Origin of the sequence: methane-oxidizing endosymbiont of Gigantopelta aegis (genome assembly GCF_016097405.1) — a bacterium.
Lineage (GTDB): Bacteria > Pseudomonadota > Gammaproteobacteria > Methylococcales > Methylomonadaceae > Methylomarinum.
The window spans coordinates 1,015,234-1,037,091 of the sequence record NZ_JAEHGD010000001.1 but is presented as its reverse complement, the minus strand read 5'-3'; the positions used below and the strand labels follow the sequence as shown (position 1 = coordinate 1,037,091).

Genomic DNA, 21,858 nt, shown 5'->3' with positions numbered 1-21,858 from the left:
CATGAGCGAAACAGTATTGGTAACCGGTTCCAGTCGAGGAATTGGCAAGGCGATTGCAGTATATTTGGCAGATAAAGGGTTTGATATTGTCGTGCATTGTCGCAGTCGCCTGGCGCAGGCTGAACAAACGGTGGCGCAGATTAAGGCAATTGGGCGAAAGGCGCGTATTTTGCAGTTTGATTTGAGTGATCGGGAGCAGTGCAAGCAGGTTTTGAATCAGGATATGCAGCAGTATGGCGCCTACTATGGCGTAGTGTGTAATGCTGGAATCAGCGATGATGTCGCTTTTCCTGCGATGAGCGGCGAGCAGTGGGACCAGGTGCTGAGGACCAATCTGGATGGCTTTTACAATGTATTGAATCCACTCATCATGCCGATGATTCAGCGCCGAAAACCCGGCCGTATCGTCACATTATCGTCTGTTTCCGGCTTGATTGGGAACCGCGGACAGGTTAATTACAGCGCCGCTAAAGCTGGGATTATTGGCGCAACTAAAGCCTTGGCATTGGAACTGGCCAAACGCAAAATTACGGTGAACTGTGTCGCGCCTGGCTTGATCGAAACCGATATGCTGGAAAATGTAGCGCTAGATGAAATTAAAAACATGATTCCAGCACGGCGAGTAGGCACAACGAAAGAAGTGGCCGCTGCTGTCGCCTTTTTAATGTCTGAAGAGGCCGCCTATATTACCCGGCAAGTGATTGCCGTCAATGGAGGGCTGTGCTGATGAAGCGCGTGGTGATTACAGGGATGGCAGCGTTGACGCCGATTGGCAATGATTGGGAGAGTGTTGCGGCTAGACTGAAAGCGCAAAATACTGGCGTTCAATATCGGAAAGATTGGGAATGTTATCAAGGGCTAAATACCCGTCTTGCTGCGGCGACTGATTTTAGGCGGCCGGCGCATTACAGTCGTAAACAGGTACGCGGCATGGGGCGGGTGGCGATGATGGCCGTTTATGCTTCAGAGCTAGCCTTGCTAGATGCTGGATTGTTGGGTGAACCATGCTTGCAGAATGGCCGCACCGGCGTAGCCTATGGCAGCTCTTCCGGTAGTTTCGATGGCTTGATTGACTTTACCAAAATGTTGTTGAAGAAAGATACCGGAAGTATGAATGCGACATCGTATATCCGCATGATGGGGCATACCGCTGCCGTCAATATTGGGCTACATTTTGGCATCAAGGGCCGTATTATTCCCACCTCGACGGCTTGCACCTCCGGCAGCTTAGCCATTGGTTATGCCTATGAAACCATACAACAAGGCCTGCAGACGATGATGCTTGCTGGCGGCAGCGATGAATTGTCACCGGCGCAAGCGGCCGTATTCGATACGTTGTATGCGACTAGCTTGCGTAACGATGAGCCGGATAAAACGCCGCGGCCGTTTGATCGTGATCGTGATGGCTTGGTGATTGGCGAAGGTGCGGGCACCTTCATTCTGGAAGAGCGGGAGCATGCCTTAAGTCGTGGTGCAAAAATTTATGCCGAAATCGTTGGCTTTGGCACCAATACCGATGGCTTGCATGTAACCCAGCCCAATAGTGACAGCATGCAGGTCGCTATGCGACTGGCGCTGGAAAATGCCGACTTGCCGGCGGCAGCGATTGATTATGTTAGCGCACACGGCACAGCGACTGAACTGGGGGATATTGCTGAAAGCCAAGCAACAGCGGCGGTTTATGGAAAAAATATAGCCATCAGTTCTATGAAAAGCTATACCGGTCACACCCTCGGCGCCTGCGGCGCAATTGAAGCCTGGGCTACGTTACGAATGATTCAGGAAGACTGGCTGCATCCGACCGCAAACCTGGAAAACATCGACCCTGCCTGTGCCGAACTTGATTATATTATCGGTGGCATACGCAAAAAATCGTGTGAATATGTCGTCAGTCATAATTTTGCCTTTGGTGGCATCAATACGGCATTGGTATTCAAACGAGTCTGAAGAGTATAATCGTACGATTCAGCGTTATATTTAGATAGGTTTTTGATGAAAGTTTCGATTGTTGTTCCCGTTTTTAATGAAGCGGAAAATATCCTGCCGTTAATCGGCGAAATTCAGCAGGCGATGGTCGATGCCGAAGACTATGAAATTATCTATGTCGATGATGGCAGTCAGGATGAAACCGCCGAACGGCTGCGGCAGGCTAAAGCCGAAGTTAGCGCACTGCGTGTCATTCGTCATCAGCAAAGCTGCGGACAAAGTGCTGCCGTCAGAACCGGGATTCGCTATGCCCGCTTGCCTGTGATTGCAACTTTGGATGGTGATGGTCAGAATGATCCGGCCGATATTCCGCGCTTGTATCGGGTGTTGACATCCAATAAAACTGAGAACAATGTCTGGCTGGTGGCGGGTTGGCGACAAAAGCGTTTGGATTCAGCCTGGCGTATTTTTTCATCTAAACTGGCGAATGCTGTGCGCAGTTTCTTGCTGAAAGACAATACACCCGATACAGGTTGTGGCTTAAAAGTGTTTTTTCGAGAGCGCTTCCTGGCGTTACCGTATTTTGATCATATGCACCGATTTTTACCGGCATTGATTATTCGTGAAGGCGGTTGTGTGGTATCAGAGCCTGTCAATCACCGCAGCCGGCAGCGAGGCGTGTCAAAATATGGCACCTGGGGTCGGCTATGGGTCGGTATTATCGATATTATGGGTGTTATATGGCTGATTAAACGCGCGAGTCGCCCTATTGCCGAGGAAGTTAAATAATGGATTCAGAAACGATTTGGTTAGCGATCGGTTTTTTGGGGCAGGGGCTGTTTTCGGCGCGTTTTTTGGTACAGTGGCTAAAGAGTGAGCGGGAAAAGAAAAGTGTTTTTCCGGTAGCGTTCTGGTATTTCAGCATTGCTGGTGGCGTGACATTACTCAGCTATGCCATCCACAAGCAAGACCCGGTGTTTATCCTTGGTCAGGCAACTGGCTTGTTTATTTATTTCAGAAACCTTTATTTTATTATCTATCACCGAGAAGACTTTGAACGGCCGGATGAAAAAACCTCGGATTGATCAACATTTTCAATAATTGTGGCATTGCAGCAGACTTAATGCAGTGCTTATGTTATCGCATCTGACACAGGTAAGCGTTATGTTAAAGCGTATTCCAGAGGCATTCTGGATTTTTTTTGTTTGGCTGCTGCTGACTTCGGTCAGCATTACTGTGCGGCCGTTGTTTCCTGTTGATGAAACGCGTTATGTCTCGGTGGCCTGGGAGATGTGGCTGAATCATGACTATTGGGTGCCACATTTAAATGGTGAAACTTACAGCCACAAGCCGCCATTGTTATTTTGGTTAATCAATTTGGTCTGGGCTGTGGTAGGTGTTAATGAAACCGCCATACGATTTATTGGGCCGTTGTTTTCCCTGGCAGGGCTGTATTTAACAGGCCAAATTGCGCGTTTGTTATGGCCGCAGCACCCACAAACCATGTTCCAAGTGCAATGGGTTTTATTAGGCATGTTCTTATGGATGCTGTATGGCAGCCTGACCATGTTTGACATGATGTTAGCCTGTTTTGCACTATTAGGGATTTATAGTGTATTGAAACTAGCGCGCTGTGGACTCAACTGGCAACGCTGGCTGCTGTTAAGCTTGGCGATTGGTGGCGGCATTTTGAGCAAAGGCCCGGTTATTCTGTTGCATGTTCTGCCCCTGGCATTACTGGCACCCTGGTGGCTTGAAAGGCCAAAAAATTTCAGTTGGCGTCAGTGGTATGGTGGTGTGTTTGTCGCTGTTTTAATCGGTGCGGCGATAGCGCTAGCCTGGGCAATTCCAGCCGGGTTCAAGGGCGGTGAAGCCTATCGACAGGCCATTTTCTGGGGTCAGACCAGTGGTCGGATTGTAAAGTCCTTTGCGCATCAATTACCCTGGTGGTGGTATTTTAAGTGGTTGCCGCTATTATTATTGCCGTGGTTGTTATGGCGACCGTTTTGGCAAGGCTTACGGGCTATTCAGATTGGCGATACCCGCATTCGCTTTATCCTGGCTTGGATCGTGCCGGTTATTATTGCGTTTTCATTGATTAGTGGTAAACGCTTGCATTATTGGTTGCCACTGGTTCCGGGGTTTGCCTTACTTATTTCTGCCGCACTCACGCATGCTTTAGCGCATCGTGAAGACAACAGGCCGTTGGGTATTGCGCTGTTTTACGGCCTTTTAGGTGTTTTGCTTACAGCACTGCCGTTTATCAATCAATATTGGCCAATAAAAGCTGAGTTTTCGTCATTGTCGCCACTTTGGGGGATGGGCATAGTTGCGGGGGCGATACTTTTATTATGGCTAAGAACACCAAAAACCTGGATTATTATTAGTGTGGCCAGCGTATTGTTGTTTTTGATGATTGAAGCGGCAGCCTTTTCGGTATTAGGTTATCGCTATGATATGGCGCCTGCGGCAGAAAAGATAAAACAGCTACAAAATGACAACATACCGGTGGTGTTTTATATCGCAAAATATCATGGCCAATATAATTTTGTCGGCCGTTTGATTCAGCCTATTCCTGTAATGCAAACGATCGCCAGTCTGAAAAAATGGCTGGAAAAATATCCAAATACGGTCGTGTTGCAAGTGGTCTCCGAGGATGCCGAAATGCACGTTTTAGCTGCCTATCCCTTTAAGGGTAGGCGGGTTGTTTTTGTGCCGGCGGAAATTTTTATTGCGCAATTATCGGGGCGCTGAACGACAAGATGTTGTTGACATGATATTCACTGATTTTGAACAAGAGGCAAGCATGACAGCCGAAAACAAAAAGAAATTATACCAGGGTAAGCTTAATCCAGAGCAGATGGCAGTATGCTGGGATAAGGCGACTGAAGCACCATTCAGCGGTAAATATGTACATACCAAAGCGCCGGGGCGGTATCGTTGTGTTTGCTGCGAGCAGGTGTTGTTTGATGCTGCGACCAAATATGATTCGGGGTCGGGCTGGCCGAGTTTTTATGATGCTGCCGAAGCGGGGGCAATTCGGGAGGTCATTGATAACAGTCATGGCATGCGGCGGGTTGAAGTCGTGTGTTCCGGTTGCGGTGCGCATTTAGGCCATGTGTTTCCAGATGGGCCGGCACCTACCGGGCTGCGCTATTGCATCAATTCGGCGGCATTGGATTTTGTGCCAACAAACGTTGAGGATGGAGAATGACAGAACGCGATATGACTCAAGCGCAAACCTATGCACAGCAGCTACTAGACTTTATTGATGCCAGTCCGAGTCCGTGGCATGCGGTCGATAGCATGGTTACCCAGTTGCAGCAGGCAGGGTTCAAACCGTTGCTTGAAGCTGAACCCTGGCCATTACAGCAAGGTGGACGTTATTATGTGATTCGGGATGGCTCTTCATTGATTGCGTTTGTAGTAGGCGACAAGCCTTTGACCGAAACCGGGTTTAAAATGGTTGGCGCACATACCGACTCCCCAGGCCTGCGGGTTAAACCCAAGCCCGTGATAACATCGGGTGATTTGGTACGGTTAGGCGTGGAAATTTATGGCGGGCCAATTTTGGCAACATTCAGCGACCGGGATTTAAGTCTGGCCGGGCGAATTAGTTATAAAGCGGGTGCACACAACATTGCGGTAAAAAATATTTGTTTTGAGAGGCCGTTATTGCGACTGCCGAATTTAGCCATTCATATGAATCGACAGGTCAATGAAGAGGGCTTGAAATTACACAAGCAAAACGAATTGCCGCTGCTGATTGCAGAGCAAATTACGCAAGAGCTGGGTTCTGATTACTTTGCCGAACTTTTGGCTGAGCAAGCTGGATTGATGGATGCTGAAATTCTGAGTTGGGAGCTAAATGTCTATGATACCCAGAAAGGTACGTTCTGGGGCGATAAAGATCAGTTTATCGCGAACAGTCAACTGGATAATTTAGCATCTTGCCATGCCGCATTAGTCGCACTGTTGGATGACGATTGTTTGAACAGTGGTAATACACTGGTTTGTGCGTTTTTTGATCATGAAGAGATTGGCAGCGAGAGTCATAAGGGTGCAGATAGCGCTTTTCTGACAGATAGTTTGAAGCGCATGGCATTGGCTGTTGGGGTTAGTGACGCTGATTTTTTCAGAGTACTAGCGCAGAGCTTTCTTATCAGTGCTGATATGGCACATGCCTGGCAGCCCAATTTTGCGAATGCCTATGAGCCAGAACATAAGGTACTGGTGAATCAAGGGCCTGTCATCAAACACAATGCCAATCAGCGTTATACCTCAGAAAGTCTATCAAGTGCATTATTTATCGAATGCTGTCAGCAGGCGGGCGTTTCGTGGCAACACTACTCGCATCGGTGTGATATCCCCTGCGGCAGCACCATCGGGCCTATGTTATCAGCGCGCCTGGGTGTTCGCAGTATCGATATTGGCAACCCAATGTGGGCGATGCATAGCATTCGGGAAAGCGCAGGCGTGTTCGATCACCGTGATTTAATTCATGTTTTGCGGTCTTTTTACAGAAAATGAGCGTTTCACGCGTGTTTTCAACTATTATTTATTATTAGCGTCTTAATTATTGATAACGGTCGTCTATAAAATCATAAAGTGGATAGGATACGATTTACATGATCTTTTTCAGAGTCTTTTTGCTTAGCTTTCTTGTCATCACGACAGGAATGGCGCAAACGCGCCTGGAAGATAAGATTAAGGCCGCCTATCTTTATAATTTTACGAAATTTATCAGTTGGCCAGAAATCCCCGAAGACAAGTTTACGATTTGTTTACTCGGGCAGGATGGCGTTACAGAATTATTGGCGCCGTTAGAAGGTCGGAAAGCGCAAGGCAAACCCATTCATTTGCGACCGATTAAATCGTTAAAAAACTTAAATACCGCGTGCCAGATACTCTATTTAGCCGAAAATGCGCGTTTCCACTTGCAGAAAAAGCCGGCAGGTGTTTTAGTGATTAAGTCCATTGAACATGCGTTGACCGTCAGCAGCCAGCCTTTTTTTATTCGCGAGGGCGGTATGATTGGCTTTGTCATCGTTGAACAACGGGTTCGGTTGCAGATCAATTTGACGACATTGAGGCAAAGTGGACTCAAAATCAGCGCTAAATTACTGGAAGTGGCTGAAGTGGTTCAGGAAGGCGAACATGAATAGATTGTTTGACCGCTTTTTAATTAAATCCAAATTGCTGGCTATTTTAATATTATCCAGCGTGCTGTCGTTGCTGCTAGCGGCGATTATTTTGGTGATATTGACCATTTCGGATGTTAAAGAAAAAAGCCGCAAAGATTTATTGGCGATGGCCAGCTTGATCGCTAACCGCAGTACTGCGGCATTGAGTTTCGATGATGCGGATGTCGCTAAAGAGAATCTACAGGCGCTTAATGATTTGGCCGTTGTTGAAACAGCTTGTTTGTATGATCGTTCTCAACATATTTTAGCGGTATTGCATGAGCCTGACTGGCAAAATTGCCCTAAAAAAATTGAAAATGCCATATCCCAGTTTCAGCGCTTCGAATTGAATATATACCAACCTGTCATATTGGATGATGAGACTATCGGTTGGTTGTATATGAAGGCTAGTTTAAGGGGGCCTCTGTGGCAACAATTGGAGCATATTTCGCTAGTTTTGCTGGTGATGCTAGGCGCATCTTTAGGTGCGTTTGTTATGGTGGCGCCATTGCTAGGTCGCGTTACCCGACCGATAGCCGATTTAGCAGCGGTGGCACATAAAATAAGTCACCAACGTGATTACTCGCATCGTGCAGAGAAACGCAGTAATGATGAATTGGGCGTGTTGGTTGATGCATTTAACACGATGATTGCTACGGTAGAGCATCAGAACAAATCGTTGGTGAGTGTAAAAAATAACTTTTTAGCGCTCTTCGATAATAATCCGACCATGATTTTTCATTTGAATCTGAAGGGCGTTATCTTATCGGTTAATCGCTTTGGTGCCAGACAGTTGGATTTGAAAGCCGATCATTTACGTGGCTGTGTGATTTTTGATTTTATTCATCCTGAGGATGTGACCGCGTGTAAGTCCATGTTTGAATTATGTCGTCTTAATCCGCATAAAGTCTATAAGGAAGAAATACGGAAGGTATGCCCAGACGGACGCATTATCTGGGCTAGAGAATCGGCAAGGCTATTGATTGATAATAATACCGGTGAGCAGAATTTATTGCTGGTGTGTGAAGATGTGACAGAAACACGCGAGTTAGCGGAAAAAATTGCCTATCAAGCCAGTCATGATGCTTTGACTGGCTTGGTCAATCGTGCAGAATTCGATGTTTATTTGCAGCAAGTCGTTGATAATTTGTCTGAGGAGAAGGTTGAACACGCATTATGTTATCTTGATTTAGACCAATTTAAAGTGGTAAACGATACCTGCGGACATATGGCCGGCGATGAATTATTGCGGCAAATTGGCGACTTGCTTAAAAAAAATATTCGACACAGAGACTTGTTGGCGCGTCTAGGTGGCGACGAATTCGGTATTTTGATGATCGATTGTTCGGCACAGCAGGCGATTCAGGTCTGTGAAAAATTGCGTAATGCCATTCGGGATTATTTATTTTGCTGGGAGGATCGCAGTTTTAATATTGGTGTCAGTATTGGTATTGCGATGATCAATAAAACCAGTGCAAATTCTGTCGAACTGTTAAAAGAAGCTGATTCGGCCTGTTATGCCGCTAAGGAGCGAGGGCGCAACCGGGTCCATGTTTTTCGACCCGATGATGAAGAAATGGCCTGCCGTCAGGGCGAAATGCAATGGGTGGAGAAAATCCAACGTGGGCTGGAAGAGGACCGCTTCCAATTATATGGCCAGTTGATTGTGCCGATTTCAGGAAAAAAGGAAGGAAAGCACTTTGAAACCTTGATTCGCTATCGTGATGATAAAGGCAATATTATCCCGCCGGGTGCTTTTTTGCCGGCAGTTGAGCGCTACAATCTAGCCGTTGCTCTGGATCAGTGGGTGATCAGGAATTTATTTTGCTGGCTGGCCGAGCATCCCTTGTTTCTGGCGGATTTGTTGCAATGCTCGGTTAATTTATTCGGCTTGTCGTTATCGGATGAAAAAATGCTGGCTTTTATTGATCAACAATTTCAGGATTGGCAAATACCTCGGCGGAAAATTTGCTTTGAAATCACCGAAACAGCGGCGATCAGTCATTTAGGTTCTGCCAGGATGTTTATTAAAGATCTGCAGGATAAAGGCAGTTCATTTTCATTAGATGATTTTGGTAGCGGTTTGTCATCATTTGCATACTTGAAAAACCTGCCCGTCGATTATTTGAAAATCGATGGTTTGTTTGTCAAAGATATTTTGCATGATGAGGTTGATCGGGTAATGGTCGAATCAATTAACACAATCGGCCATGTCATGCAGAAGAAAACAATTGCCGAGTTTGTTGAAAATGACGAGATTCTGGCTAAACTCAAACGAATCGGTGTGGACTACGCACAGGGCTATGGTATTGCCAAGCCCGTGCCATTGGATGAGTTATAAATGATATTTTTGAATCAGCTGGCAAAAAAAGTCGTCTATAGCAGTTTTATGTTTTCTGTCGGTATGACGAACGCTTATGCTAAATCAGATGTGCCGGAAGACCTGTTTGCCTTATCGCCAGCGGAATTGGCATCCATTCCGGTCACCATTGCCAGTGGTACCGCCAAAAAACTGATTCACTCAGCGGCGGTTACTTCCGTGATCACGGCAGATGAAATCGACCGCATGGGCGCCACCGACTTGCATGAGGTGTTGCAGACCGTACCTGGCATGGTTGCCTCCATTCAACCGGTTACCAATGATTATATTTACAGTCTACGCGGCATTAATAACTCAACCGGCTCCCGGGTGCTGTTCATGATGAATGGCACAAGGATCAATGTGCCTTATAAAGGCAGTTTAATGGCCGGCATGGAAATCCCGGTAGAAGCCATTCAGCGTATCGAAGTGATAAGGGGGCCTGGATCAGCTTTGTATGGTGCAGATGCCTTTGCCGGTGTGGTCAATATTATCACCAAAAAAGCCAAAGATATTGATGGTACAGTGATGGGTATCAGAGGTGGGAGTTATGATACCCAAAGTATCTGGGGACAGCAAAGTGGTCAACTGTTAGGCTGGGATATTGCAGCATCGTTACAGTTTTCTCATAATAATGTTGATGATAAACGGATAGTCGAGTTCGATTTGCAGAGCCAGCTGGATCAACAATTGGGAACATCGGCTTCGTTAGCACCTGGGCCAATGCAAACACAAGCCAAGCGCTGGAATGCGCATTTAAATGCACAGCGAAAATATATAGCATTTAATTTTTGGGCTTATGCCAATGTTGATTTAGGAACCCGAGCCGGAGCTGGTGGTGCATTGGATAACCGAGGGAATATTGATGGTGAAAGTTATTTATTCGATTTGCGTTTTTCCAGTGAGGACTGGTTTCAGGATTGGGAGTTAAAGGCAAAAGCGACTTATCTGGAAACAGAAATTAACGGTTTGTTTTTTTATTTGCCAGCAGGTTCAGTAGCGCCGCTGGATGCTCAGAATAATTTGAATCTTACAAATTTTGTTAAGACACAGTTTTTTTCTGATGGAATGAAATCACAGATCGGCTTGAAAAACCAAGTGGCCAGTAGTCAATTTACGACGGTTTATCGTGGCTGGAAGCAGCATTTATGGCAATTTTCAGCAGGGTATCGTTACGAAGGCATTGTTGCCAGAGAAAGTCGAAATTATGGGGTGGGTGTGTCGTCGCCGGGCGGCGCTTTGGTGGATTTGACTGGTACGGGTGATGCCTTTTTGGGTGATCATCACCGCGACATATGGTCGTTTGTTTTGCAGGATGAATGGCAAATTGCGCCTGATTGGCATTTGACAGCCGGTATTCGTTATGATGAATATTCAGATTTTGGCAGTACCTTTAACCCACGGGCAGCGTTGATTTGGGATGTTTCGCCACAATTGACGACCAAGCTGCTTTACGGCCAGGCGTTTCGGGCACCGAGCTTTTTAGAGCAATTTCAGAAAAACAGTCAGCTTTTTGCCGGCAATCCGGCACTTAGACCAGAAGAAATCGAAACGGTGGAATTGGTATTTGATTATCGGCCGGATGAGGTGTTACGGACGACGATGAATATCTATTATTATAAAATCCGGGATTCTATCAGTTCAGTAGAAAGCGGTTTGGTTGCAGAAGTGTCAAATCAACCGGGAGTAGATGCCTATGGCGCTGAATTTGAATGGGACTGGCGCTTCTTTCTGCCGAACTGGCGCTTTAAAGGCAATTATGCTTGGCAGCAGGCGCGCGATTTGGCGACAAAAACATGCGTTGCCTGGCAGCCGGAACACAAACTTTATTCTGCGCTTTCCTGGCAGTTTTTGCCTCAGTGGCAACTACAGACTCAGGTCAACTGGGTTGGGCATCGGTTTATCAATGATCAGGGAAACCGGCCTGATCTGACCGATTATGCGACGATGGATTTGACCCTCAATAGCAAAAGATTATTAGGCGTTATCGACTTGACCGGCTCCGTGCGTAATCTGCTGGATAGCAAGGGGCGTGACCCTGCCATTAGTACTTATCCGAATTACATACCGATTCCGCGTCGAAGCTTTTATCTGGAAATGAAGGTCAATTTCTAGGACGGGAAGTGTGGTCTCAAATTTGTTGCCCTTTGATGGCGAACTGTATTTGTATCGCTCATTTTATACCATAGATCAGGCTCGACATATTTTTCAGCAGTTATTGGCGCAGATTGACTGGCGACAAGAACGCTTGTTTATTTATGGTCGATGGCTCAATGTCCCCCGGTTGATGGCCTGGTATGGTGATGAAGGCACCCATTATCGCTATTCTGGCGTTGATCATGAACCTTTGCACTGGCTGGCTTTATTATCACAAATAAAGCAGAATGTGGAAAAGCATTGTCAGCAGCCATTCAATAGCATGATGGCTAATCTCTACCGGCATGGGCAGGATTCGATGGGCTGCCATGCCGATGATGAACCAGAACTGGGGCAAAACCCTTTTATCGCTTCACTCAGTTTCGGTGAGACCCGTTTATTGCGATTCCGTCATGGGCAAAGTAGCCAAAAACTGGATATTGAGTTGAAAAATGGTGATTTATTAGGGGCTGTTGCCGTTTTGAAAATCCCCCTTGAAATTCAATAACTCCGCCACATAGATTGTTTATTTTGACTCAAAAACAAGCAAACTATGCCCCGACAAATGCTTACGGATGAACTTTGGGAGAAACTGAAGATAATTATGTTGAAAATGGGAATTTATGACAAACCTTGTCTTCGAAAAACAGTCGAAGGTATTTTTTATCGCTTGCGAGTAGGTTGTCCCTGGAGAGATTTACCCACGGCTTTTGGTAATTGGAATGCGGTATATAAACGATTCAATGACTGGTCTCGTAAAGAAAAACTGATGGGTATTTTTAACGCCTTGGTTGTTGATCCAGACCTGGAATGGGAATTTATTGATGGGAGTATTGTGAAAGCACATCAGCATAGTAGTGGTGCGGCCTGTGAACAAGAAACAGCGATAGGGAAATCTGTCGCCGGGAACACCAGTAAAATTCATATGGCCGTTGATGCCTGTGGTCTAAAGACAAAGGGCTGTTCCTGTTATCCCAAGAAAAAAGAATTCAACTCGGGGAAATGATGAAATGGATTGGTGTCTCTACAAATATCGCCATCTCGTTGAAAATGTGTTTGCAAGACTTAAGCATTTCAGAGCGATCGCCACGCGATATGACAAACTCAAACGAAATTTTGAAGGCTCTATCGCTCTGGCTTGCGCCTTTTTATGGTTACCTATGTGAAATGGCAACAGCCCCTAGTCATGGCAGGTTCTATTCAACATCATTGGCGGCATGAATTGCCGAAAACGCGCAAACCCAAATCCGCTCGAATCAATCTGACCTTTCGCAAGATTCAGCCATGCCCAGATAAAACGCTATAATGCTCTGTTTTTAAGAAATTTCACGACGTTATGGCTGACTCTTCTATCATGCTTCCGGTCTTGCCAGACCAAAAAACACAGGCCATCTATTGGTATGGGCTTGAAGGTTGTGGTGACGCTCTGGCACTGGCAACGGCAATTCAACAAAGCCAACGCCTGTTTGTGATTGTGACGCCAGATACCCAAACCGCATTACGATTAGAGCATGAGCTGGCTTTTTTTCTGGGACAGAGCTTACCGATTCTACACTTTCCCGACTGGGAAACGCTACCGTATGATGTATTTTCGCCATTGCCAGAAATTGTCTCTGAACGCCTGCGGACGCTTGCCTTGTTACCGGCGACAAGGCAAGGCGCATTGGTCGTTTCGGTAGCCACTTTGATGAACCGGCTGGCCCCACGTGAGCATGTGCTGGCCAATAGTTTTGTGCTGGAAGCAGGCGCACAGTTTGATTTGGAATTAAATCGCCTGAAATTAGAGGCCGTCGGGTATCAGCGGGTTTCCCAGGTTTATCAGCATGGTGAATTTGCCATACGTGGGTCAGTGGTCGATATTTTTCCGATGGGTAGCAAGCAACCGTTTCGATTGGATTTGATGGATGATGACATCGATACCATTCGCAGCTTTGATCCGGAAACGCAGCGCAGTATTGAAAAAATTGAGCGGGTCGAACTGTTACCAGCCTTTGAATTTCCATTTACCGACGATGCCATTAAACATTTTCGGCGTGCCTTTCGAGAAGCTTTTCCCGAAAGTTCGGAAAAAAATCCGATTTATCAGGATGTCAGCAAGGCGGTCGCGCCCGGCGGTATCGAATATTATCTGCCATTATTTGTGGATAAAACCGAGACTTTGTTCGACTATTTACCCGACGATACCGTTCTGGCATTGCCTGATACTTTTCAAACGGCGGCTGAGGCTTTTTGGCATGAAGCTGAAGAGCGTTATCAACAGCGAAAATATGATGCACACCGACCACTGTTAGCGCCGGAAACCCTGTTTCTCAATCCTGAACAACTGCAGCAGCGGCTGGCGCAATTCTACCGCTTGATTCTAGCGCGGCAGACTGAAAATAGTATTGATTTTAACTGTCAGCCCTTGCCTGATTTAACCATCGATACTCGCATGAAAGAACCTGCACAGCATTTGCGTCAGTTTATCGAAGGTTTTGACGGCAAAATTTTGTTTGTTGCCGAAACAGCAGGCCATAGGGAAGGCCTGATCGACAAATTAAAACACTATAAAATTGCACTCAAACCGGTTGCCGATTGGCAAGGCTTTATTCACAACGATACCACCTTGGCGATTGTCGTCGCACCGCTTGATCATGGTTTGCTATTACCGCAGGCGGGCATTGCCATTATTACCGAAACCCAATTAAATGGAGGTAAGGTTCAGCAACGTCGCAGGCGGCGTCAGTCGGCCGCTAAAACGCTGGAAAATGTCTTTAATAACCTGAATGAATTGATTATCGGATCGCCGGTGGTTCACCAGGAATATGGCGTTGGCCGCTATATGGGGCTGCAAACCTTGACGGTTGGCGATATTGAAGCTGAATTTTTGATGTTGAAATATGCCAATGATGACAAGCTGTATGTGCCGGTTTCATCCTTGCATCTGATTGGTCGCTACAGTGGCGTTAGTGCCGAAAACGCGCCGTTACATCGTTTAGGTACGGATCAGTGGAGTAAAGCTAAGAAAAAAGCGCTGGAGAAAGCGCGTGATGTAGCGGCAGAGCTGTTGGATATTCACGCCCAGCGCGCCGCTCGCGAAGGTCATGTATTTGCGGTGGATGATGCCGAATACCAAGCCTTTGCCGACGCTTTCCCGTTTGAGGAGACGCCCGATCAGAAATCGGCTATCGACGCTATTCTGGCGGATATGCGTTCGACAAAGCCGATGGATCGTGTGGTGTGTGGTGATGTCGGTTTTGGTAAAACCGAAGTTGCCATGCGAGCGGCTTTTGTTGCCGTGCAAGCCGGTAAACAGGTGGCGGTTTTAGTGCCGACGACACTGCTGGCACAACAGCATTTCCAGAATTTTCGTGACCGTTTTGCCGATTGGCCAGTCAAAATCGAGGTGCTTTCGCGCTTTAACACGGCTAAGCAGCAAAAAAATATTGTCGAAGAATTAGCGCGAGGTCAGGTTGATATTGTCATCGGCACACATAAATTATTGTCTAAAGACATCCACTATAAACAGTTAGGGTTAGTGATTATCGACGAAGAACACCGCTTTGGTGTACGTCAGAAAGAGCATTTCAAAAAGCTGCGGCATGAGTTGGATTTGCTGACCCTAACGGCGACGCCGATACCGAGAACCCTGAATATGGCGATGTCGGGCCTGCGTGATATTTCTATTATCGCTACGCCACCACCGAATCGGCACGTCATCAAAACCTTTATTTCTGAATGGGTGGATGCCCAGATTCAGGAAGCCTGTCAGCGTGAAATAAAACGTGGCGGACAGGTATTCTTTTTACATAATGATGTGAAAAGCATGGAGAAAATGGCGCGTACGTTGGAACGACTGGTCCCCGAAGCGCGTATTCAGATTGCTCACGGCCAGATGCCGGAGCGCGAACTAGAGCAAATTATGCTGGATTTTTATCATCAACGCTTCAATCTGCTCATCAGCACCACCATTATCGAAAGTGGAATCGATATCCCCAGTGCCAATACGATCATCATCAATCGGGCTGATAAGCTGGGGCTGGCGCAATTACATCAATTGCGTGGCCGTGTCGGGCGTTCCCACCACCGAGCATATGCCTATTTGATTGTGCCGCCACAAACTCTGATGAGCAAGGATGCGCGCAAACGGCTGGAAGCTGTGGAAGCCTCAGGCGAATTGGGTGCAGGGTTTATGTTGTCTTCACATGATATGGAAATTCGCGGCGCAGGCGAATTGTTGGGCGAAGATCAAAGCGGGCAAATCCAGGAAATCGGCTTTACTTTGTACACCGAATTGCTGGAACGTGCGATTGATGCCCTTAAATCGGGCGATCAGCCGGCGTTGAATACGTCATTGGAAACCGGGCCGGAAGTGGATGTCCAGGCAGCAGCCCTGATACCGGAAGACTATCTGCCGGATATTCATGCGCGACTGGTCTTGTATAAACGTATCGCCAATGCTGAAAATGACGACGAACTCAAGGCCTTGCAGGTGGAAATGATCGATCGTTTCGGATTATTGCCCGATCCGGTTAAGGTCTTGTTCAGCATTACTGAATTAAAACAGCAGGCCGAACACATGGGTATTAAAAAACTGGAAGCGCATGTGGCCGGAGGGCGCATTATTTTTACGCAACAGCCTAAGATTAACACCGACAAGTTGATTGAACTGATTCAGACGCAAAATCAGGTTTACACTTTTGATGGGGCAGACAAGCTTAAATTTAGCAAACCCTTGGAAACGGTGGAAGAACGGCTGGCATTTTTACAAGAATTATTGACCACATTGGCGCTGGAGGCGGCCTGATGACAAAGTTATGGATAAAGTATGGCGTATTGCTGGGTCTATTATGCCTGATAAGCGGACAGAGCTGGGCTAAGGCGCGTAACTATAAAATCGAATTGATTGTGTTTTCGCAGCAGAGCTCAAGCAATGAAGTGTTCGATCAGTATCAAAGCCAAATTCAATGGCCTCATGCGCTACAGACCTTAAATGCCTATTCGGCCGCTGGAAAAAGCCTGACCGGGATTTGGCGGCGCTTGCAAGCGAGTTCCGATTACCAGCCTTTATTGCATGTGGCCTGGGTGCAACGGATTGGTGCCAATCGACTGGGAACGGCGGTTAGAATACACAATGCCGCACACGGTATCGATGGTTTTTTTAGGGTGCAGCGGGGGAACTTGTTACATTTGATTGCCGATTTTGAATACCAGCCGGATGATCGTGTGATTTATCATCTTAAAGAGAAACGACGATTTAAATTAGACTCAAAAACAAGCAAACTATGCCCCGACAAATGCTTACGGATGAACTTTGGGAGAAACTGAAGATAATTATGTTGAAAATGGGAATTTATGACAAACCTTGTCTTCGAAAAACAGTCGAAGGTATTTTTTATCGCTTGCGAGTAGGTTGTCCCTGGAGAGATTTACCCACGGCTTTTGGTAATTGGAATGCGGTATATAAACGATTCAATGACTGGTCTCGTAAAGAAAAACTGATGGGTATTTTTAACGCCTTGGTTGTTGATCCAGACCTGGAATGGGAATTTATTGATGGGAGTATTGTGAAAGCACATCAGCATAGTAGTGGTGCGGCCTGTGAACAAGAAACAGCGATAGGGAAATCTGTCGCCGGGAACACCAGTAAAATTCATATGGCCGTTGATGCCTGTGGTCTTCCTATTCATTTCTCAGTGACAGGCGGCGAAGTTCATGACTGTAAAGAAGCACCGAAATTAGTTGCAGAGCTCCCAAAAGGTGACCAACAGCCCCTAAACGAAATCCATTATTTGGATCATCCGCATTTTGGCGTTATTGTGCGGATTAGTTCATATTAAAAAGTTGGCACAGTTTAGGTGTTAGGGTAGAATCCGGAGCTTCGAATAAACTTAACTTAGATATTAACAATAAGAAAATGGCTGACGAATTTAAATTTGCAACGGTTGAATCCCCCTGTGTTGGAAACTGCTGTCTGGATACAGAGGATATCTGTTTGGGCTGTTATCGTCATTTGGATGAAATCACCAGTTGGTTGACTGCTGATGCGAAAACGCGGGAGCAGTATCGTCAAAACATGGCGCAACGCAAGGCTGACAAGGAAAAATGGCTGGCTGATTTAGCGCATAAGTTGGAAGATCAAGCGAGCGACAGTTCCGAGTAAATTATCATCGTCTGTGTGATTGAAGCTCTCAGAGATTTCAACAGAAGAATGGTTTGATTTTGGTCGTGATTGCTGACGTTTTAGTTGGGCCTGTTTTTTCTCGTGTAGTATCTGGCCGCCGGCTTTTTTCCATTCCATCAAATGGCTAATTTCACCATTGTCTAGCCATATGCCATGTGTTCTACACTGGTCTATCACGACGCCACTGCGATAACCAAAATTGATTCTGCGCATAAACTGCTGACACACCGGGCATTTCAGATAGCGGATTTTTTGCCAATGCTGTGAACGTTCCTGAGTGATGGCCGTTAATAGTTTTCGATTGATAATATTTGCGCCAGAAACGCTGTTTTCAAGCACGGTTTCTATTTCACCCGGGTCAAAAAATAGGCCGTAGCATTTTTGACAGCGTTCAATTTGTACGCTGCCATCGGTATAAAGATTAACCGTCTGTAATGGCGTTGTGCAATGAGGACACACACGATTCGAAATGTCTTCTTGTACGCTAAAATCTATTTTTCCATGCAAATCAATATCATTACGCGTCCCGCAATATTGACAAATATTGCTGTTGGCATTTAAGGGTGCAGAGCAGGCGTGGCAACGGCGCATTTATAAACTATTCAGAATATCCTGTTTTTTGGCACGATATTCATCTTCAGAGATTAAATCGGCTTCAAACAGCTTTTTTAGTTGTGTCAATGCCGCCATTGGGTCGTTTTTGGGCTGAGTTGCCGGCGAGTGTTGTACTTGATCATTCAGCGATTGCGCCATGCTTTGGCCTAAACCGATACCCGCACCCATCCCCATGCCAAGCCCGGCACCACCCCCTTCATTGCGGGCCGCCTCGCGCATGGCTTCTAGTTGTTGCAGGTGAGTGTAGTCTAAACCGGCGGCTTCAGCGGCATGTGACTCGGCAATTAAATCGGCAATCCGGTTAATACGTTGTTGGGTCGGCGCGTCAAACTCTGTGCCTTCGATGCGAAAGTCGGTAATGTCAAAACCGAGTTTACGAAAGGTAATGGACAATTTGATGGAAATGCTGTGAGCGATTTCCTCTCGTTTACTGTCGATTTCAGCATAGCTGTACTGGCTTTCTGCTAAATAATCGGAAATCGTATGAATAATTCGGGCCGACAGGGTGTGGCGAAAATCATCGGCCAGGAATACCGATTGGCCACCGACAACATGCGTGAAAAAGTCTCTGGCGTCATAGACCCTGTAACTGTAATTGCCATAGGCTTTTAAGCTGACCGGGAATTGATATTTTGGGTCTTCGTATTTAACCGGCGAGGTCGTACCCCATTTTTGATTCAGAAACGTGGTGGTTCGATAAAAATAGAGACCAACTTTATGTTCACTCTCAAAAAATTGCATAAATTTTTTGATGGTGGTCCAGAATGGAATATTCGCTGTTTCAAGATCCAGCAAACATTCTTCTTCAATAACCGCTCTAACCTGGCCTTCATACACAAAAATACAACCCTGTCCCCCCCTATGTCAACATACCTGTCGCCTAGGAAATTTTAAATCAGGAGACAAAAATGAGCGTATTTAGCCAAGAATTTAAAGTACAATCAGTAGAAAAAGCATTATCCAGAAGACCAGAACAATCGCTAAAGCAAATTGCAGTTACTTTAGGTGTGGGTTACTCCACACTTCAAAAATGGATTCGGTTAGCTAAGAAAAATCAACTCGAAAAAACAGAGTCAAACATGTCAAAAGAAAAAAGCCCTCAAGATTGGAATACAGTAGAACGTTTTGAAGCCATTGTTCATTGTCATCATCTCACCGATGATCAGGCTAGCGCCTATTGTCGTGAACAAGGCATCTACTTACATCATCTAAATACCTGGAAAGCGGAATTTTTGTCAGAATCTAAATCAACAGAATCCGTATATAAACAGGCGCAAACAAAACTCAAACAAGAAAACAAGCGTTTGCATAAGGAGCTAAACCGCAAAGAGAAAGCGTTATCAGAAACAGCGGCTTTACTGGTGTTATCAAAAAAGTGCCAAGCGATCTGGGGGAAAAGGCGGCCGATTAATCGCCTACTCAGATCGCCAACACTACAGCGCACTCATTGATGAAGCCGTTGACAATGGAGCGCGGCAGAAATTAGCCTGTGAACTGGTGGGTATATCAGCTCGAACCTATCAGCGTTGGAACCGGGGAGAAGGACTCTCAGAAGACCTACGACTGCACAATACAGCGCCTGTGCACAATCAATTATCCGAGGCCATCAAGCAAGAAATCATCACCGTGATTAATAAACCGGAATACAGCGCTTTAACGCCGCATCAAATCGTTCCGAGGTTATTGGATTTGGGCATCAGAATCAACCTTTTATCGTGTCATGAAAGCCCACAACCAGCTTAAGCACAGAGCTAAAGGAGCCGCAGGTCAGCATAATAAACCGCAGTCACTCAAAGCCACACAGGCCAATCAAATCTACTCGTGGGATATTACGTATTTATTAAGCCCCGTCAAAGGGCAGTATTTTTACCTCTACATGGTGATGGACATCTATAGTCGGAAAATCGTAGGCTGGCAAGTTCATGATGCCGAATCAAGCGCACACGCTGCTGATTTGATCGAAGATATCGCTCGCCGGGAAAACATCGACAAAAAGCAATTGGTGATACATTCTGACAACGGCAGTCCGATGAAAGGCGCAACATTAAGGGCCAAATTGGTCGATTTAGACATTGCCACGTCGTTCAGCAGACCTCGTGTCAGTAATGATAATCCTTATTCAGAATCGTTATTTAAAACAGTCAAATATCATCATACCTTTCCAGAAAACCCTTTTAAAACATTAAGCGAAGCCAGGAACTGGGTTGAAGCTTTCGTTTGTTGGTTCAACAATGAACATCAACACAGTGCGCTCAAGTTTGTAACACCCAACCAACGCCATAACGGCTTAGACAGCGCCGTACTCGAAAAAAGAAAACGAGTCATCGAGCAAGCAAAAAGAGACAATCCAGAGCGATGGAATGGACGACAAACACGAAATTTAACGCCCATTGGCCATGTTTATCTTAATCCGGATAAGGAAAATTTCAACACAACAGAATGTCAAGCAGCTTAATAAAATTCATTTCGTAAATTATTGCAAAAAATGCGACAGGTTGGTTGACATTTAGCGGTCCGGGGCCGATGATGAGCTTCGATGCATTTTTGATTTCATCGCCATTTTCGGTCCATTGGCTGAAAATCAGGTTTGGATTTGGGTTATCCCAGGTAATAACGGATCGTAATTGACGTTTGATACTGTTTATAATAGCCATAAGCACTCTGCGGAGTTTATTGTCTTAAATATAGTAGAAAAGGTTTGATGTGACGATAAGAACATTTAAAAATTGTGAACCGAAAACGGGTCAACGGGTATTTATTGACGACAGCGCTGTTGTGATTGGCGATGTTCATTTAGCCGATGATGTCTCGGTTTGGCCAATGGCGGTATTGCGTGGCGATGTCGAAAAAATTACTGTGGGCGAGAAGACTAATATACAGGATGGTGCAGTCTTGCATGTCTCCCATGCCAGCGAATTTACCGGGGGTAAAAGCTATCCATTGACCATTGGAAACAGCGTGACCATCGGCCATAAGGCGGTGGTGCATGCCTGCACCGTGGGTGACTTTTGTCTGATTGGGATTGGCGCTAATATCCTGGATGGCGCGGTATTGGAAGATTACGTCATGCTGGGCGCTGGTGCGCTGGTGCCGCCGGGTAAGCGTTTGGAGAGTGGTTATCTTTATGTGGGGGCACCGGCACGGCAGGCGAGAGCCTTAACCGACGAAGAAAAGCGTTTTCTGGATTATTCAGCTGTACATTATGTTAGTTTGAAAGATGAATATCTGGTGATGGGTTGAATATGTCCTCTTGGAGGATAGGTATGACTGCATAGATGTAGAGCAAAGAGCAGCGCATGGAGCAGTTACCGAGAGCGATAGTGAAATCTAATAAAACGCATAGCAACTCTTAACTCGGATATTTCACCAGGGTCCAGGTTAAATATCTATGCCGAAGACTGGAATAGTGTTTCGGGGGGATTCGCGCAGCTATATTATCGCGGCACCGCTTGCGTAAATGTTAAACAGCCGTTAAA

20 protein-coding genes and 4 pseudogenes are annotated in these 21,858 nt (G+C 46.1%); 21 read left to right on the top strand and 3 right to left on the bottom strand.

Annotated elements, in window-relative coordinates; translation table 11 throughout:
• Position 1 precedes the first annotated feature (1 nt).
• The 17 genes and pseudogenes from fabG (at position 2) to JEU20_RS05050 (ending at position 17,746) form a co-directional block, all read left to right on the top strand.
• Complete coding sequence (fabG, locus tag JEU20_RS05130) at positions 2 to 727, top strand: 3-oxoacyl-ACP reductase FabG (RefSeq protein ID WP_198243944.1); 726 nt, start codon at positions 2 to 4, stop codon at positions 725 to 727.
• The gene (locus JEU20_RS05125; RefSeq protein WP_198245898.1) at positions 727 to 1,947 is read left to right on the top strand and encodes a beta-ketoacyl-ACP synthase; all 1,221 of its coding nucleotides are present in this window, start codon (positions 727 to 729) and stop codon (positions 1,945 to 1,947) included. Before fabG ends, JEU20_RS05125 begins: the two co-directional genes overlap by 1 nt.
• Before the next feature lie 45 nt (positions 1,948 to 1,992).
• A complete protein-coding gene (locus tag JEU20_RS05120) occupies positions 1,993 to 2,715 on the top strand; it encodes a glycosyltransferase family 2 protein (protein ID WP_198243943.1) in 723 nt (240 codons plus the stop codon).
• Positions 2,715 to 3,011 (top strand): lipid-A-disaccharide synthase N-terminal domain-containing protein, encoded by a 297-nt coding sequence (locus JEU20_RS05115; RefSeq protein ID WP_198243942.1) that lies wholly within the window; start codon positions 2,715 to 2,717, stop codon positions 3,009 to 3,011. Before JEU20_RS05120 ends, JEU20_RS05115 begins: the two co-directional genes overlap by 1 nt.
• Positions 3,012 to 3,060: 49 nt before the next feature.
• Positions 3,061 to 4,680 (top strand): ArnT family glycosyltransferase, encoded by a 1,620-nt coding sequence (locus JEU20_RS05110; protein ID WP_214657285.1) that lies wholly within the window; start codon positions 3,061 to 3,063, stop codon positions 4,678 to 4,680.
• A 52-nt stretch (positions 4,681 to 4,732) separates the two neighbouring features.
• Positions 4,733 to 5,140, top strand: a complete 408-nt coding sequence (msrB, locus tag JEU20_RS05105; RefSeq protein WP_198243940.1) for a peptide-methionine (R)-S-oxide reductase MsrB — start codon at positions 4,733 to 4,735, stop codon at positions 5,138 to 5,140.
• Complete coding sequence (locus JEU20_RS05100) at positions 5,137 to 6,456, top strand: M18 family aminopeptidase (protein WP_245395111.1); 1,320 nt, start codon at positions 5,137 to 5,139, stop codon at positions 6,454 to 6,456. The genes msrB and JEU20_RS05100 overlap by 4 nt, the downstream gene beginning before the upstream one ends.
• Positions 6,457 to 6,575: 119 nt before the next feature.
• Complete coding sequence (locus tag JEU20_RS05095) at positions 6,576 to 7,091, top strand: YfiR family protein (RefSeq protein ID WP_198243939.1); 516 nt, start codon at positions 6,576 to 6,578, stop codon at positions 7,089 to 7,091.
• On the top strand, positions 7,084 to 9,450 hold the full coding sequence (locus tag JEU20_RS05090) for an EAL domain-containing protein (protein WP_198243938.1): 2,367 nt from the start codon (positions 7,084 to 7,086) through the stop codon (positions 9,448 to 9,450). The genes JEU20_RS05095 and JEU20_RS05090 overlap by 8 nt, the downstream gene beginning before the upstream one ends.
• Positions 9,451 to 11,583 carry a TonB-dependent receptor plug domain-containing protein gene (locus JEU20_RS05085; RefSeq protein ID WP_198243937.1) on the top strand — a complete coding sequence of 711 codons (2,133 nt, stop codon included), beginning with the start codon at positions 9,451 to 9,453 and terminating at the stop codon, positions 11,581 to 11,583.
• A 10-nt stretch (positions 11,584 to 11,593) separates the two neighbouring features.
• Positions 11,594 to 12,112: an alpha-ketoglutarate-dependent dioxygenase AlkB family protein gene (locus tag JEU20_RS05080; RefSeq protein WP_245395110.1), complete on the top strand. Its 519-nt coding sequence runs from the start codon at positions 11,594 to 11,596 to the stop codon at positions 12,110 to 12,112.
• A 45-nt stretch (positions 12,113 to 12,157) separates the two neighbouring features.
• Positions 12,158 to 12,770, top strand: a pseudogene (locus JEU20_RS05075) (IS5 family transposase).
• Between the two features lie 14 nt (positions 12,771 to 12,784).
• Positions 12,785 to 12,910: pseudogene (locus JEU20_RS05070) on the top strand (alpha-ketoglutarate-dependent dioxygenase AlkB); the annotation flags it as partial.
• A 30-nt stretch (positions 12,911 to 12,940) separates the two neighbouring features.
• Positions 12,941 to 16,390 carry a transcription-repair coupling factor gene (mfd, locus tag JEU20_RS05065; protein ID WP_198243935.1) on the top strand — a complete coding sequence of 1,150 codons (3,450 nt, stop codon included), beginning with the start codon at positions 12,941 to 12,943 and terminating at the stop codon, positions 16,388 to 16,390.
• Positions 16,390 to 16,911, top strand: coding sequence for a CsiV family protein (locus JEU20_RS05060; RefSeq protein ID WP_198243934.1), 522 nt, complete (start codon positions 16,390 to 16,392; stop codon positions 16,909 to 16,911). The genes mfd and JEU20_RS05060 overlap by 1 nt, the downstream gene beginning before the upstream one ends.
• Positions 16,869 to 17,348: pseudogene (locus tag JEU20_RS05055) on the top strand (IS5 family transposase); the annotation flags it as partial. The gene JEU20_RS05060 and the pseudogene JEU20_RS05055, both read left to right, overlap by 43 nt.
• A gap of 152 nt (positions 17,349 to 17,500) precedes the next feature.
• Positions 17,501 to 17,746: a DUF1289 domain-containing protein gene (locus tag JEU20_RS05050; protein WP_198243933.1), complete on the top strand. Its 246-nt coding sequence runs from the start codon at positions 17,501 to 17,503 to the stop codon at positions 17,744 to 17,746.
• On the opposite strand, the gene JEU20_RS05045 is transcribed toward JEU20_RS05050, so the two are convergent.
• The 3 genes and pseudogenes from JEU20_RS05045 to JEU20_RS05040 all read right to left on the bottom strand — a co-directional run.
• Positions 17,702 to 18,274, bottom strand: coding sequence for a TFIIB-type zinc ribbon-containing protein (locus JEU20_RS05045; RefSeq protein ID WP_245395109.1), 573 nt, complete (start codon positions 18,272 to 18,274; stop codon positions 17,702 to 17,704). The two genes, JEU20_RS05050 and JEU20_RS05045, sit on opposite strands and share 45 nt — an antisense overlap.
• An 84-nt stretch (positions 18,275 to 18,358) precedes the next feature.
• Positions 18,359 to 18,457, bottom strand: coding sequence for an SHOCT domain-containing protein (locus tag JEU20_RS15470; RefSeq protein WP_281066828.1), 99 nt, complete (start codon positions 18,455 to 18,457; stop codon positions 18,359 to 18,361).
• Positions 18,458 to 18,682: 225 nt separating this feature from the next.
• Positions 18,683 to 19,231, bottom strand: a pseudogene (locus JEU20_RS05040) (SPFH domain-containing protein); the annotation flags it as partial.
• 59 nt (positions 19,232 to 19,290) lie between these two features.
• On the opposite strand from JEU20_RS05040, the gene JEU20_RS15825 reads away from it, so the two are divergent.
• The 4 genes from JEU20_RS15825 to JEU20_RS05030 all read left to right on the top strand — a co-directional run bounded on the left by JEU20_RS15825 (position 19,291) and on the right by JEU20_RS05030 (position 21,622).
• Positions 19,291 to 19,833: a transposase gene (locus JEU20_RS15825; RefSeq protein WP_425356680.1), complete on the top strand. Its 543-nt coding sequence runs from the start codon at positions 19,291 to 19,293 to the stop codon at positions 19,831 to 19,833.
• 46 nt (positions 19,834 to 19,879) lie between these two features.
• Positions 19,880 to 20,125 carry a hypothetical protein gene (locus JEU20_RS15820; RefSeq protein WP_425356679.1) on the top strand — a complete coding sequence of 82 codons (246 nt, stop codon included), beginning with the start codon at positions 19,880 to 19,882 and terminating at the stop codon, positions 20,123 to 20,125.
• On the top strand, positions 20,103 to 20,837 hold the full coding sequence (locus JEU20_RS15815; RefSeq protein ID WP_198244948.1) for a DDE-type integrase/transposase/recombinase: 735 nt from the start codon (positions 20,103 to 20,105) through the stop codon (positions 20,835 to 20,837). Before JEU20_RS15820 ends, JEU20_RS15815 begins: the two co-directional genes overlap by 23 nt.
• Before the next feature lie 248 nt (positions 20,838 to 21,085).
• The gene (locus tag JEU20_RS05030) at positions 21,086 to 21,622 is read left to right on the top strand and encodes a gamma carbonic anhydrase family protein (RefSeq protein WP_198243931.1); all 537 of its coding nucleotides are present in this window, start codon (positions 21,086 to 21,088) and stop codon (positions 21,620 to 21,622) included.
• The last annotated feature ends 236 nt before the right edge of the window (positions 21,623 to 21,858 follow it).

Bases quoted from the DNA above. Each gene is read 5' to 3' on its own strand.
- fabG (WP_198243944.1), top strand. From the start codon at position 2: ATGAGCGAAACAGTATTGGTAACCGGTTCCAGTCGAGGAATTGGCAAG.
- JEU20_RS05125 (WP_198245898.1), top strand. From the start codon at position 727: ATGAAGCGCGTGGTGATTACAGGGATGGCAGCGTTGACGCCGATTGGC.
- JEU20_RS05120 (WP_198243943.1), top strand. From the start codon at position 1,993: ATGAAAGTTTCGATTGTTGTTCCCGTTTTTAATGAAGCGGAAAATATC.
- JEU20_RS05115 (WP_198243942.1), top strand. From the start codon at position 2,715: ATGGATTCAGAAACGATTTGGTTAGCGATCGGTTTTTTGGGGCAGGGG.
- JEU20_RS05110 (WP_214657285.1), top strand. From the start codon at position 3,061: ATGTTATCGCATCTGACACAGGTAAGCGTTATGTTAAAGCGTATTCCA.
- msrB (WP_198243940.1), top strand. From the start codon at position 4,733: ATGACAGCCGAAAACAAAAAGAAATTATACCAGGGTAAGCTTAATCCA.
- JEU20_RS05100 (WP_245395111.1), top strand. From the start codon at position 5,137: ATGACAGAACGCGATATGACTCAAGCGCAAACCTATGCACAGCAGCTA.
- JEU20_RS05090 (WP_198243938.1), top strand. From the start codon at position 7,084: ATGAATAGATTGTTTGACCGCTTTTTAATTAAATCCAAATTGCTGGCT.
- JEU20_RS05085 (WP_198243937.1), top strand. From the start codon at position 9,451: ATGATATTTTTGAATCAGCTGGCAAAAAAAGTCGTCTATAGCAGTTTT.
- mfd (WP_198243935.1), top strand. From the start codon at position 12,941: ATGGCTGACTCTTCTATCATGCTTCCGGTCTTGCCAGACCAAAAAACA.
- JEU20_RS05060 (WP_198243934.1), top strand. From the start codon at position 16,390: ATGACAAAGTTATGGATAAAGTATGGCGTATTGCTGGGTCTATTATGC.
- JEU20_RS05050 (WP_198243933.1), top strand. From the start codon at position 17,501: ATGGCTGACGAATTTAAATTTGCAACGGTTGAATCCCCCTGTGTTGGA.
- JEU20_RS15470 (WP_281066828.1), bottom strand. From the start codon at position 18,457: ATGGCGGCATTGACACAACTAAAAAAGCTGTTTGAAGCCGATTTAATC.
- JEU20_RS15825 (WP_425356680.1), top strand. From the start codon at position 19,291: ATGAGCGTATTTAGCCAAGAATTTAAAGTACAATCAGTAGAAAAAGCA.
- JEU20_RS15815 (WP_198244948.1), top strand. From the start codon at position 20,103: ATGAAAGCCCACAACCAGCTTAAGCACAGAGCTAAAGGAGCCGCAGGT.